11 protein-coding genes are annotated in these 13,257 nt (G+C 62.8%); 1 reads left to right on the top strand and 10 read right to left on the bottom strand.

Going from position 1 to position 13,257, the window contains the following annotated elements; translation table 11 throughout:
* Positions 1 to 25 precede the first annotated feature (25 nt).
* The 10 genes from NKJ90_RS05935 to NKJ90_RS05980 all read right to left on the bottom strand — a co-directional run bounded on the left by NKJ90_RS05935 (position 26) and on the right by NKJ90_RS05980 (position 12,188).
* A complete protein-coding gene (locus NKJ90_RS05935) occupies positions 26 to 1,423 on the bottom strand; it encodes an NAD(P)(+) transhydrogenase (Re/Si-specific) subunit beta (protein ID WP_352485801.1) in 1,398 nt (465 codons plus the stop codon).
* A gap of 6 nt (positions 1,424 to 1,429) precedes the next feature.
* Positions 1,430 to 1,855 carry a proton-translocating transhydrogenase family protein gene (locus tag NKJ90_RS05940; protein ID WP_032907925.1) on the bottom strand — a complete coding sequence of 142 codons (426 nt, stop codon included), beginning with the start codon at positions 1,853 to 1,855 and terminating at the stop codon, positions 1,430 to 1,432.
* Positions 1,855 to 3,129, bottom strand: a complete 1,275-nt coding sequence (locus NKJ90_RS05945; protein ID WP_023761461.1) for a Re/Si-specific NAD(P)(+) transhydrogenase subunit alpha — start codon at positions 3,127 to 3,129, stop codon at positions 1,855 to 1,857. Before NKJ90_RS05945 ends, NKJ90_RS05940 begins: the two co-directional genes overlap by 1 nt.
* A gap of 83 nt (positions 3,130 to 3,212) precedes the next feature.
* On the bottom strand, positions 3,213 to 3,437 hold the full coding sequence (locus NKJ90_RS05950; protein WP_023761460.1) for an aa3-type cytochrome c oxidase subunit IV: 225 nt from the start codon (positions 3,435 to 3,437) through the stop codon (positions 3,213 to 3,215).
* A gap of 205 nt (positions 3,438 to 3,642) precedes the next feature.
* Complete coding sequence (locus NKJ90_RS05955; RefSeq protein ID WP_013528205.1) at positions 3,643 to 3,792, bottom strand: DUF3096 domain-containing protein; 150 nt, start codon at positions 3,790 to 3,792, stop codon at positions 3,643 to 3,645.
* Positions 3,793 to 3,908: 116 nt separating this feature from the next.
* Entirely contained in the window at positions 3,909 to 4,616 is a 708-nt protein-coding gene (locus tag NKJ90_RS05960; RefSeq protein WP_352485803.1) for an N-acyl amino acid synthase FeeM domain-containing protein, read from the bottom strand.
* Between the two features lie 298 nt (positions 4,617 to 4,914).
* A complete protein-coding gene (locus tag NKJ90_RS05965) occupies positions 4,915 to 7,230 on the bottom strand; it encodes a putative bifunctional diguanylate cyclase/phosphodiesterase (RefSeq protein WP_352485804.1) in 2,316 nt (771 codons plus the stop codon).
* A gap of 137 nt (positions 7,231 to 7,367) precedes the next feature.
* Positions 7,368 to 10,862, bottom strand: coding sequence for an indolepyruvate ferredoxin oxidoreductase family protein (locus NKJ90_RS05970; protein ID WP_023761457.1), 3,495 nt, complete (start codon positions 10,860 to 10,862; stop codon positions 7,368 to 7,370).
* A gap of 185 nt (positions 10,863 to 11,047) precedes the next feature.
* Positions 11,048 to 11,584: a hypothetical protein gene (locus tag NKJ90_RS05975; RefSeq protein ID WP_023761456.1), complete on the bottom strand. Its 537-nt coding sequence runs from the start codon at positions 11,582 to 11,584 to the stop codon at positions 11,048 to 11,050.
* The gene (locus tag NKJ90_RS05980; RefSeq protein ID WP_023761455.1) at positions 11,577 to 12,188 is read right to left on the bottom strand and encodes a CGNR zinc finger domain-containing protein; all 612 of its coding nucleotides are present in this window, start codon (positions 12,186 to 12,188) and stop codon (positions 11,577 to 11,579) included. The genes NKJ90_RS05975 and NKJ90_RS05980 overlap by 8 nt, the downstream gene beginning before the upstream one ends.
* Before the next feature lie 148 nt (positions 12,189 to 12,336).
* On the opposite strand from NKJ90_RS05980, the gene NKJ90_RS05985 reads away from it, so the two are divergent.
* On the top strand, positions 12,337 to 13,242 hold the full coding sequence (locus NKJ90_RS05985) for a branched-chain amino acid ABC transporter permease (RefSeq protein ID WP_023761454.1): 906 nt from the start codon (positions 12,337 to 12,339) through the stop codon (positions 13,240 to 13,242).
* Positions 13,243 to 13,257 lie beyond the last annotated feature (15 nt).

The raw sequence follows: 13,257 nt of genomic DNA on the forward strand, positions 1-13,257 counted from the left end.
GGCGCGTCTCAGTGCCGATCGCTCATCAGTGATCCATCGCCTTGACGATTTCTTCGGTCATCTTCTTGGCGTCGCCAAGCAGCATCATGGTGCCGTCCTTGTAGAACAGCGTGTTGTCGATGCCGGCATAGCCGGAGCCGAGCGAGCGCTTGACGAACAGGCAGGTGCGGGCCTTGTCGACGTCGAGGATCGGCATGCCGTAGATCGGCGACGACTTGTCGTCGCGGGCGGACGGGTTGGTGACGTCGTTGGCGCCGATGACATAGGCGACATCGGCCTGCGCGAATTCGGAGTTGATGTCCTCCAGTTCGAACACTTCGTCGTAAGGCACGTTGGCTTCGGCGAGCAGCACGTTCATGTGGCCGGGCATGCGGCCCGCGACCGGATGGATGGCGTACTTCACGTCGACGCCGTTAGCCTTGAGCTTGTCGGCCATTTCGCGCAGCGCGTGCTGGGCCTGGGCGACCGCCATGCCGTAGCCGGGCACGATGATGACTTTCTGCGCGTTCATCATCAGGTAGGCGGCGTCGTCTGCCGAGCCCTGCTTGACGGTGCGCTCGATGCCGTCGTCGGCTTGAGCTGCCGTCTCACCGCCGAAGCCGCCGAGGATGACCGAGATAAAGCTTCGGTTCATGCCCTTGCACATGATGTAGGACAGGATCGCGCCGGACGAGCCGACCAGCGCGCCGGTGATGATCAGTGCCAGATTGCCGAGCGTGAAGCCGAGTGCGCCCGCCGCCCAACCCGAATACGAATTGAGCATCGACACGACGACCGGCATGTCGGCGCCGCCGATCGGGATGATGAGCAGGATGCCGAGCACCAGCGACGCCGCCACAATCAGCCAGAACACCAACTTGGACTCGCTCGCAACCAGCAGCACGATCAGCACGATCAGCGCGATGCCAAGGGCTGCGTTGATGAAGTGGCGGCCGCCGATCATGATCGGCTTGCCGGACATGCGGCCATCGAGCTTCAAGAACGCGATGACCGAGCCGGTGAAGGTGATGGCGCCGATGGCGACGCCGAGGCTCATCTCGATCAGCGCCTGGGCGTGGATGTCGGCGACCGTGCCGATGCCAAAACTTTCCGGCGCATAGATGGCCGCGGCCGCCACCATGACGGCGGCAAGGCCGACGAGCGAATGGAAGGCGGCGACCAGCTGCGGCATCGAGGTCATGGCGATGCGCCGCGCGGTGACGGCGCCGACGCCGCCGCCAATGGCAAGGCCAAGCACGATCAGGCCGAAGCGTCCGGCGGAGGGCAGCGCCAGCGCCAATGTGGTGCAAAGAGCGATGCCCATGCCGATCATGCCGTAGAGGTTGCCCTGGCGGCTGGTGGTCGGGTGCGACAGCCCGCGCAGCGCCATGATGAACAGGACACCTGAAACAAGGTAGAGGAAGGACGCGAAGTTGGCGTTCATGGCGCTCTACTTGTCCTTCTTCTTGTACATGGCCAGCATGCGCTGGGTGACGAGGAAGCCGCCGAAGATGTTGACCGAGACCAGCATCAAGGCGACGAAGCCGAAGCCCGCGGCGATGCCGGAGGCCGCGATGCCGACGGCCAACAATGCGCCAACGACGATGACCGAGGAGATGGCGTTGGTGACGGCCATCAGCGGCGTGTGCAAAGCGGGGGTGACCGACCAGACGACATAATAGCCGACGAAGATCGCCAGCACGAAGATGGCGAAACGGAAAACGAAGGGATCGATGGCACCGCCGGATAAAGCGTGCGCGGCACCACCCGCCGCCTCGGCGCCGCCGGGCGCGGCCGCCATATTCTGCACCGCCAGCCGAACGGCGGCGGAGGCCTGGTCGAGCTGGTCGAGGGCTTTCTGCAGGGTCTGATCCATCACGCAATGCCTTTCGACTTCGACGAGGGCGACCTGGCTGCGGCTGCCTTCTTGGGAGCGGCCTTCTTCGGCTTGGCCGAAGCATCGGCGACCATGGTCTTGGCCGGGATTGCAGCCGGCTCGACACGCGGCTGCCGGTCGGCCTTTATGAAAGCAGGATGCACGATCTTGCCGCCGTCGGTCAGCATCGTCGCCTTGACCAGGTCGTCATCGCGATTGATGGCAAGCGTCTTCGTCGTCTTGTCGACCAGCGTCTCGAGGAAGGCGAACAGGTTCCTGGCGTAAAGCAGCGATGCCGACGCCGCGACACGGCCAGGCACATTGAGATGGCCGACGATCTTGACGTTGTTGGCCGTGGTGACGACCTTGCCGGCTTCGGCCCCCTCGACGTTGCCGCCCCGCTCGACGGCCAGGTCGACGAGCACCGAACCCGGCTTCATCGAGGCGACCATGGCGGCGGACACCAGCTTCGGTGCCGGCCGGCCCGGGATCAGCGCCGTGGTGATGACGATATCCTGTTTGGCGATATGTTCGGCGGTCAATGCCGCCTGTTTGGCCTGGTATTCCCTGGACATTTCCTTGGCGTAGCCGCCTGCCGTCTCGGCGGCCTTGAACTCGTCGTCCTCGACCGCCAGGAATTTCGCGCCGAGCGAGGCGACCTGTTCCTTGGCGGCGGGGCGAACGTCGGTGGCAGTGACGACCGCACCAAGCCGGCGCGCGGTGGCGATCGCCTGCAGGCCGGCAACGCCGACGCCCATGATGAAGACCTTTGCCGCGGGCACCGTGCCTGCCGCAGTCATCATCATCGGCAATGCCCGGTCATATTCCGAAGCGCCGTCGATCACCGCCTGATAGCCGGCGAGGTTGGCCTGCGACGACAGAACGTCCATCGACTGCGCCCGGGTGATGCGCGGCATGAATTCCATCGAGAATGCGGTCACGCCGGCCTTGGCAAGGGCTGCCACGGCGGCATCGTTGCCATAGGGATCCATGATGGCGATGACCGCAGTGCCTAGCTTGTAGCTCTTCAGCTCGAGATCCGTCGGCCGGCGCACTTTCAGCACCACATCGGCCTTGGCGATATCGGAAGCCTTGCCGATAGCGGCACCGGCCTTGGCGAATTCCTCGTCGGGGATGCGCGATCTCGTGCCTGCACCGGTTTCGACGACGATTTCGAAGCCCAGCGCCGCCAGCCGCTTCACCGTATCGGGTGAAGCCGCGACGCGCGGCTCGTTCGCGTCGAGCTCACGAGGGATGAAAACAGTCTGTCCCACCGCATGATCCTTTCGGCCGGAAGCTCGTTCCCGCAAGACGCCGGCCGGCCTCGCGGCGGCGCCGTGGACAAAAAGTCGGAAATCTATCGGAGAATAAGGGCGCCGACGGCCATAATCAGCGCGAACAGGATGGTAGCAGAGAAGAAGCCGCCCGCGAAAAAGCCGAAAGCCATCGCCAAGAGCAGGGCTCCGCAGAAAAGCGATCCGTATTTGGCCAGCCTGAGGAAGCCCGCATAAGTGCGATCATGCTCGGCATAGTCCATCTTCGCGCCCAGTTCGACAGGACCGGTCGGCGAGTGATCAGCCATAGGAATACCCCTTCGAAGACATCTTTCAGGCACATAGCGAAAAGCCGGGCCGAGAGCAATGGCGCTATTGCCGCATCGCAGCCAACAACTGCCTCAAGGGAAAATTGAAGCCGGCTGCCGACGCGACGCCGCGCTCGACACTGGGTCCGGCCGCCTGATGTGGAAAGATACTTCGAAAGCGTCGAGGCGGGGCGCTTGCGCTGCCTCAACCGGCAAGATGCGGGAAAAGCCCGAGCAGTCCGACGACGATCAGATAGAGCGCGACAATATAGTTCAACAGCCTTGGCATGACGAGGATCAGCACGCCGGCGATCAGCGAGATGAGCGGGGTGAGCGCTAGCGTGGAAATGGTCATGTTGGGTTCCTTCTGGCAAATCCGTCGAAATGGAGACGCGGAGCGTCAACGCGCCGCCTTCATCAGAACGCCTGTCTGGCCGGAAAGCTCCGGACGCTCCGCAAAAATCGGAAGCCTCAGGCGGCGTCGCGATAATATTTCGCTGTTGGAACAATCGACAGGGGTGTCAGTCGGTTGATGGCCGGATTGGCAAACATCAGCCGCTGTTCCATCGGCGTCGACCTGAAGAATGGGAACCGTTCGAGCGTCAGTCGCATATTCTCGCCGGCGGGGATTTCGAACAATGCGATCTTGGTAAGAACGCCCGGAAATACTTTTCCCTCGGTCCTCTGCACGGCATTGAAGTAACGGGAATAAAAATTGGAATGCTCGATCTTGACCGGCGTAAGCACCGAGTTCTGGCCAAAATAGCGCGAGGCCACCATGGCTAGCCTGAGGGTCAGGAAAGGCAGCACTCCGGGCGCCGGCGCACCGTCAGGATCGGTTGCGAAGCGGGTTCCGTCGATGAAGGTTTCTCCGCGGGCAAGTCGCTCGATCAGTATTTCCGGATAGGCATCGACGGAGGGCGAATTCGGGTGCTCGCTGGAAATGTAATGGAAGCGGATCGTGCTGACCAATTCGCCATAGCAATAGACACCGAACCGGTAGGAATTGGGCAGATTGTCCCAGCGATCCTCGAACATCCCGCTGGCGATTGGGCCGCACATGCCTGAGCGCAGATAGGATTTATAGCGAAGCCGGTAAATCGCCTCCAAATCCTCACCCCCGGTGATGAGGCGATAATCGACATGCTCCAGCAGTTGCATAATCGATCGATTCAGCACCGAATCCCCGGCTGCGCTGACCGCGCCGGACGTATTGCTTGCAGCCCTTGCAGCATCCATCATCTGTCCTCGAAATTCCGCCTACGGACAAGCTATTCGAGTAAGAATGAGACACAAGCTGAAATTTAGATGTTGTTGATTTACCTTCTGTTAACCTTAACAGCTGAGCCGCCCACTTGAGAATGTATTTGATGAGGAACGCGCGTCGAGAAAGATGTGGATCGTTGCCTCCAGACATCGCACCTCCAGCAACACAGGGGCGTGAGCTCAGCCAACGCTTGAGCTGTCGGTCACGGCGCTAACTGGCTGTCCGTTTGCCGGTGAGGCGCAGGTCAGCGGCGAAAGGCCAAGTGACATTCGACATCGTCTCGATACCCGACGCACTGAGCGCGGCACCGAACAGGAAGCCCTGAACGAGATCGGGTTTGACCTGCAAGGCCAAGATCTTGAGCTGCTCGAAGGTCTCTACGCCTTCGACAGTCACGGAAAGCCCCAGCGGCCGCGACAGGTTGACGATGCCCTTGAGTAGTTCCAACGAACGCGGGTTCTGGGTGACGTCCATCAGGAATGAGCGGTCGATCTTGATCTTGTCGAGCGGCAGCTTGTGCAGATAGCTCAGGCTCGAATAGCCGGTGCCGAAATCGTCGAGAGCGATGCGCACGCCAATCTGCTTCAATTCCTCGATGTACTGGCGTGTCAGAGATTTGTCATCGAGCAGCGCCGTTTCGGTGACCTCGATTTCCAGCCGGCCAGCGGCGAGGCCAGAGCTCGCCAGCGCATCGCGAACCTTCTGGATGACATCGCGGCTGCGGAAATCCTTGGCGGACAGATTGACCGAGACGCTGGTCTGGTCGGGCCATTTGGCGCATTCGGTACAGGCTGCCTGCAGCACGAAGGTGCTGATCTCGGAAATGATTCCCATTTCCTCGGCCAGCGGAATGAAGATGCTGGGCGAGATCGGCCCGAGATCGGAATGGTCCCAGCGGCAGAGCGCCTCGCAACCGGCGATGCGCATCGTGTTCATCGCCACGATCGGCTGGTAGACTACCCGCAATTCCTTGTTTTCCACCGCGCTGCGCAGATCCGCCTTCATCAGCTGACGGTTGCGGAACGCTGCGTCCATTGCCGCCTCGAATAGCCGCCAGCCGTTCTTGCCGAGTTCCTTGGCCTTGTAGAGCGCCAGGTCAGCCTTGACGATCATGGCGTCGACATCGGTATCCTTCACCCGCGACAGCACCGCGCCGCCGCTGGCCTGGATGCGCAGGCCGTGACCGGCAACGTCCACCTCCCCCTGCAGTCCGGCGAAAATCTCGTCGAGCTGGCTTGTCAGATGGCTCTCATCCTCGACTCGGTCGAAGAAGACCATGAATTCGTCGCCGCCGAAACGGCTGACCGTGATGCCTTGCCCGGCAATGGCTGCAAGCCGCTCGGCAACGGCGTAGATCAACCCGTCGCCGATCGGATGTCCAAGCGTGTCGTTGACGCTTTTGAAGTCGTCGAGGTCGAGCACCGCCAGCCCGCAGAAACGGTCGCGGTCGCCGGACGCCATGGCCTCGCCGATCAACTCGTGGAAATAGGCACGGTTGGGCAGGCCGGTAAGATTGTCGTAACGCGCCATGAAGCGGATCTTGTCTTCCGCCTCGACGCGCCCCGTCACGTCCTCGAAGGTGATGACGCCCAGCTCCTGGCTGCCTTCGCGTGCCGAAAATTCATAGTGCTGGCCGTTGGCGAGGGAAACAAGCACCTTGCGGTCGCGGCCCTCGCGCAAGGCGCGCGTCAACTGGGCCTCGATGTAGCGGCAATCGTTCGGTGCCAACATGCCCGCGGCGACGCCACGCATCAAAAGACCGTGGATGGATCGCCCAAGCAGCGCATCCCCGGACTTGAGCGACATCAGATGGGCAGCTTCGGCATTGGCTACCGCCACGCGGCCGTCGGGGCCGAGCATGACCAGGCCATGTGACATGGTGTTGAGGGCGCGATCGAACCTGTGCGCGAGCTTCTTCGCTTCCTTGTGACCGATGACCGCCGAGAAAAGCACGTTGCGGACGTGGTCGGCGCTGTTGATCGTGATGAACGTCAAGGGGATGATCATCAGCCCCAGAACGACCGAGGGGATATCCATGCGCAGCAAGAGTGCAAGTGCTGCCGGACCAATGAAGGTCACGGAAAAAATCCGCACCATGAGCGGAGATCCGTAGTTCCGGCCAACAACCGTCACCAGGGTTGCGATGGCCAGCGACGTCGCGGCCAGTTCGGCAAAGGGATCAGGATACACATAGATCGATATGAAGCACAGCGCGCCCAGGCCGAGGCCCTGCAGGCTGCCCTTGAGGATATAGTTGCGCTCCCACTGCTGCGCCTCTTGGACATTGGCTATTACGCCGCCCGCCTTTTGGAAGTCGCGAATGCCGAAATAGCGGAAAAGGCTGATGGACAGCAGACTAAAAGAAAAAGCCAGGAACAATGAATCGTGCGTGCGCAAGTAGATCATGAATCCGAGGATCCAGTAGCACACGCCGCCAATCACCAGCATGTGAGCGTTGTCGAACAACGACCGCACAAACTGGATATAAACATCCGCCGGGATGTTTTCGGTCTTTGTTCTGCCCATATCGTCGGCCCAACGCTAGGCCTCGTCATCCCACATCCGCCTTAAGAAAGGCTTAGAACAGAGGCTTTGGCTCGGTTGCCGCAAGGAGCGCAAAAGCAGGACAGACCGGGAAATCGAGCTTCAGGTAAACAAGGCCTTCACTCGGCGGCTCGAAGTGCCGCCCCCGCCGGTGCGTTTGCGAGGCGCTGGAGCAACCGCGAGCGCTCGCCGGCCGCCTGTTTGGCACTGGCTTGCCGGACATGGCCATAGCCGCGAATGAGAGCCGGCACCGAGGCCAGCGCAACCGCCGCGTCGACCCGGGCTGGCGCCAGCGCTCCGGCGATTAGCTCCAGATCCGCCTCGTACTGTGCCAGAAGCTGTCGCTCCATGCGCCGCTCGGCGGTGTAGCCGAACAGGTCGAAGACCGTGCCGCGCAGGCCTTTCATCGCTGCCAGCAGCCGAAAACCCTTCATCATCCAGGGGCCGAAACTCGATTTCCTGGGTTTGCCGTCATTGCCGCGGCGGCCCATGATCGGCGGCGCGAGATGGAATTCAAGTTTGTCGTAGCTCTGGAATTGCTTGCCCAATTCGGCGGCAAACGAGCCATCGGTGTAGAGCCGCGCCACCTCGTACTCATCCTTGATCGCCATCAGCTTGAACAGGTTCCTGGCTGCGGGTTCCGACACCGCGGTCGAACCGGGCACCGCCTTCGCTTCGGCGGCTCGCAACCGGGCCAGTCTTTCGGCATAACGCCTGCCATAAGCGCCGTTCTGATAGGCGGTCAGGAATGCGACACGGCGGGCAATGATGTCGTCCAGCGTCTCGGCGACGTCCGCAGCCTGGCCGGTCTTTCCAGGGACGGTTGGGCCCAGCTGGGCGACGAGGCCGCGCACGAATTCCGGCTGATGGGCGGCACGACGGCCCCAGCGAAAGGCGGCTATGTTCATCGCCACTGCCTCGCCATTGAGCTCGATCGCCTTCTCGACCGCCTCGGCGGAGAGCGGCAAGCCGCCATGCTGGAAGGCAAAGCCGAGCATGAACATGTTGGCGCCGAGTGAATTGCCGAAAAGTGCCGTGGCGGTGCGGGTGGCGTCGAAGAAATGCGCCTTGTCGTCTCCGGCAGCAGTGCGGATCGCTTTCTTCAGGCGCTCTATCGGCAGCGAGAAATCGGCCGAACGGGCAAATTCGCCGGGCATGATCTCGGCGGTGTTGGCGAGGAAGATGGTGTGGCCCTCGCGCACCGCGGTCAGCACCTTCTTGGCGCCCGACACGACGAGATCGCAGCCGAGCACGAGATCGGCCTTGCCGGCCGAAACACGGATGGCGTGGATGTCGTCCGGGGTGCGGGCGATGCGGACATGGGTGAACACCGAACCGCCCTTCTGGGCAAGGCCGGCCATGTCGATCATGCCGCAACCCTTGTCCTCGAGATGCGCGGCCATGCCAAGCACAGCACCGATGGTGACGACGCCGGTGCCGCCGACACCGTCGATGATTGCCGCCCAGCCCTGTTCGCCAAGCGCGAATTCGGCGGGCGTCGGCACGCCGTCGAGCGGGTTAGCCTTGCCGGCAAGGCCTTCGGCCTTGCGGATCTTGGCTCCGTGCACGGTGACGAAGGATGGGCAGAAGCCATTGACGCAGGAGAAATCCTTGTTGCAGCTGGACTGGTCGATCCTGCGCTTGCGGCCGAATTCGGTCTCGACCGGCTGGATCGAGACACAGTTCGATTGCACGCCGCAATCGCCGCAGCCTTCGCAGACCAGCTCGTTGATGAAGACCCGCTTGTCGGGATCTGGGAATGTGCCGCGCTTGCGGCGGCGGCGCTTTTCGGCGGCGCAGGTTTGGTCGTACAGCAAGACCGATACGCCCTTAACGTCCCGCAGTTCGCGCTGGACGAGATCGAGATCGTCGCGGTGATGGATGGTGGCGCCGGCCGGGAATTCGGCCTTGCCGGCATATTTGTCGGGTTCATCGGTGACGATGGCGATGCGGTCGACGCCTTCGGCCCGCACCTGCCTGGCGATCATATCGACGGTCAGACCACCTTCGTGCGGTTGGCCGCCGGTCATCGCGACGGCGTCGTTGTAGAGGATCTTGTAGGTGATGTTGGCGTCGCTCGACAGTGCAAAGCGGATCGCCAGCGTGCCTGAATGATTGTAGGTGCCATCGCCGAGATTCTGGAAGATATGGCCGCGCTTGGAGAACGGCGCCTGGCCGACCCATTGCGCGCCCTCGCCGCCCATCGCCGTGAAGCCGAGGGTATTGCGGTCCATCCACAACGCCATGAAGTGGCAACCGATACCGGCAGCGGCGATCGAGCCGTCCGGCACCTTGGTCGAGGAGTTGTGCGGGCAACCGGAACAGAAGAAGGGTGTGCGCGAACCGATGTCGGTGGCGTCGGCGAGCATTGCCTGGAACTGCCGCAGCTTTGCCACCCGCGCCGAAATCTCCTCGGACGGGCCGATGGTCCTGACAATCCTCTCGCCAAGCGCGATGGCGATCTCGTTGGGGTCGAGCGCGCCCTTGGCAGGGAACAGCCAGTCGCCGCGCTCGTCCTTCTTGCCGACAATGACGGGCTGCGTTGCGGTGCCGTAGAGGCTCTCGCGCAGCTGTACCTCGATCAGCGAGCGTTTCTCCTCGACGACGACGATGGTGTCGAGGCCGCGGGCGAAATCGGCGATGTGATGCAGATCGAGCGGCCAGGGGCAGCCGACCTTGAACAGCCGCACGCCGATGCGGTTGGCGGCCGCCTCGTCGATGCCGATGTCCTCCAGCGCCTGGCGAACATCTAGATAGCTCTTGCCCAGCGTGATGATGCCGATCTTCGGGTTGCGGCCGCCCGAATAGACAATGCGGTTCAGCCCATTGGCAAGGATGAAGGCCGAAGCCGCGGCACGCTTGTGCTCATGCAACCGTTGCTCCTGGCCGAGCATATCGATCTCGTGGCGGATGTTGAGACCGCCAGGCGGCATGTCGAAATCCGGCACCACGATGTTCAGCCGCCCGAGCGAGGCATCGACCGAGGCCGTCGATTCGATGTTGTCCTTGACGCATTTGATCGCCGCCCAGGTGCCGGCAAAGCGCGACATGGCAAAGCCGTAGAGCCCATAATCGATGATCTCCTGGACGCCGGCCGGGTTGAGGATTGGCACCATCGTGTCGACGAACAGGAATTCGGTGGCATGGGCGTTGGTCGAGGATTCGGCCATGTGGTCGTCGCCCATCAGGGCGAGCACGCCGCCATGCTTGGACGAGCCGGCGAGATTGGCGTGGCGGAACACATCGCCTGATCGATCGACGCCCGGCCCCTTGCCATACCAGACCGAAAAGACGCCGTCATGGGTGCCCTCGCCCAGCAGCTCCGTCTGCTGCGCGCCCCAGCAAGCCGTGGCGGCCAGCTCCTCGTTGAGGCCAGGCTGGAAGACGATATCGGCCTGGGCGAGCTGTTTCTTGGCCTTCCACAGCTGCATGTCGAGGCCGCCGAGCGGAGAGCCGCGATAGCCGGAGACAAAGCCGGCCGTATTCAGGCCGGCGCGGCGGTCACGCTCGCGCTGCATCAGAAGCATGCGGATGACCGCCTGCGCGCCGGACAGGAAGATGCGCTCCTTTGCCAGGTCGAACTTATCGTCGAGCGCGACGTCATGCAGCGTCATCAGGAATTTCCTCTGCGGAGGCCGCGCGGGGGCAGGCGGCCAGCGTCGGGATCGGATGACGCATCCTTTCTCCCCTTGCAAGGCAGGTCAAACAAAATCGCAGGTGCCAGGCAACGCACAACGAGCAGTCGGCAATCATCGCTGCGGGCATTGCGCGGCACTGCAGCCGGGCTGGCAGTGGCGGGTCAGGTGCCCTTCGAGCAATCCGGCTTCGGCTCGCCCGGCAGCTTGCCGTCGGGATGGCCGACGAGATCGGGATTGGCCGTATAGAGCTGGTCGATCACCAGCGGCCTGTCGGGCAGGATCGACTGATCTTCCGTCGACATCAACGTGGTGTCGATCTCCTGCAGGACCGCACCGTCGGCCCCCTTGATGCTGATGGCAATCGCATAGGGCTTGTTCTTGACGACGCAGGTCAGAGCCGGGCTTTCCAGTGTCACCTTGTCGAGCTTCGGCCAGACCTTCTGCTCGACCACCAATGGCGCGCCGCCGGCCGGGTCTTGGAAGCTGGCGACCGCCACCTGGCCTTCTCCCATCGGCTTCAGCGGCCGTAGCGTCACCACATAGGTCGCCCTGGCGAGGCGGTAGTTGAAGACGAATATCTTGCCGGAAATCTCGAACAGCTTGCCGTCATCGTTGCCGGTGTCGCGGCAGGCGCCGAGCGCAACGGCGGCGATGAGTGCCGCACCGACGACGACCGAACGGGAAAAACCTTTAAGCATTCTTGACCTCATTTTCCGCCATGCGGCGGCGACGATAGTGACGACTTGCCTTCTGGCGGTTGCCGCACACCGCCATGTCGCACCAAAGGCGGCTGGAATTGCGGCTTCTGTCGACGAACAGCCAGGTGCAGTTGGGACAGATTCTGAGCCTTGCGGTGGTGTCGTCGCGCAGCAGCGAGAGCGCCGAAACCGCCAGCGCCGTCTCGAAGGCGATCGGCGTCACCGGATCGCCGAACGGCCTTCCCGGCGCACCGATCTCGGTCCGGCTACCGGCCAGGCCATCGGAGCAGGCTGTGAGGAAGCCCGGCAAATCGGAGGTTGCAATCGAACCCTTCGACACCGCCCCACGAAACAGCCGGTCAGTCGCCTCGCGGATCGACAGCACGACGGGCGCAATCGTCTCTGGTGACGGCGCTGCCAGCGGCCTGCCGCCAAGCTCGGCGGCGCGAAAGCGGCTCGCCGCATCGGCGAAGCGGGCAATCTCGGCCGGATCATCGAAGCGGTCGAAAGACCTCTGCGGATCGCCGCGCCGCACGACGGTGTTCGCCGTGTCGAGCGCAAGCAGGCCGCCAGTGAAGCGGTGCGGTGTCCAGGATACCGTCATGCCAGAAATCTAACCGATAAATCGCGTTTGACAAGTTAGTTTCAGCGATGCAAACCTTACGTCGGGGTGCGGTCTCCGCAGCCTTTTGAGCATGTCGTCGTCACAAAGCCACTTCGCACTTTTGGGCGACATGCTCCGAGGATTTCGCATGCTCTATTTCTTCCAGCAGGTGCTGAACGGGCTGCATTCGGGCGCGCTCTACGCGCTGCTCGCCTTCGGCTATGTGCTGACCAACGGCATCCTGCACCGCACCAACCTCGCCTATGGCGCGCTGTTCGCCTTTTGCGGCCAGACGATGATCCTCACCGCGGCCTTCGGCTATCAGGTGCTGTGGCTGACGCTGCTCGCGGCGGTGGCGCTCGGCGTCGTCGCGGCTTTCCTCTATGCCGCACTGCTCAGCCACGTGCTGTCCCGCAGCGTCTTCGAACCCTTGGCCGACCGTACACCCAACGCGATCGTGGTAACGACGCTCGGCATCCTGTTGCTGTTGTCCGAGGCGAGCCGCATCGCGGCCGACACGCACGATTTGTGGCTGCCGCCGATGCTGGCACAGCCTGTCGTTTTCGCGCACGGCGCGACCTTCAAGGCGACGCTGACGCTTATCCAGCTCATCGACTGCGCGGTGGCGCTGGCGACAATCGCCCTGGCCAGCTGGACGTTTGCCCGTTCGGGCTTCGGCCGGCGATGGCGCGCCGTTTCCGATGATCCCAAGGCAGCCGCGATGTGCGGCGTCGACGTGCGCGCGGTGTTACGGCATGCTGTGCTGTTCGGCGGTTTCTGCGCCGCGCTGGCCGGCATCATGGCCGGCCTCTATTACGGGAATGTCAGCTTCGGCTCCGGCCTCGTCTACGGGCTGAAGATCCTGTTCGTGACGGCGGTCGGCGGCTATCTCTCGCCGCCGCGGGCGGCGCTGGGCGCGGCCGCTTTCGGCATGGCCGAATCGCTGTGGACCGGCTATTTCCCGCTCGAATGGCGCGATGCGTGGATGTACCTGTTCCTGGTCGCGATCCTGGTGCTGATCGGCGCCGGCCGCGACACCGGCAAGATTGCCTGAACCGCATCAGACTTT

Source organism: Mesorhizobium sp. M0051 (assembly GCF_040323235.1).
Classification (GTDB): domain Bacteria; phylum Pseudomonadota; class Alphaproteobacteria; order Rhizobiales; family Rhizobiaceae; genus Mesorhizobium.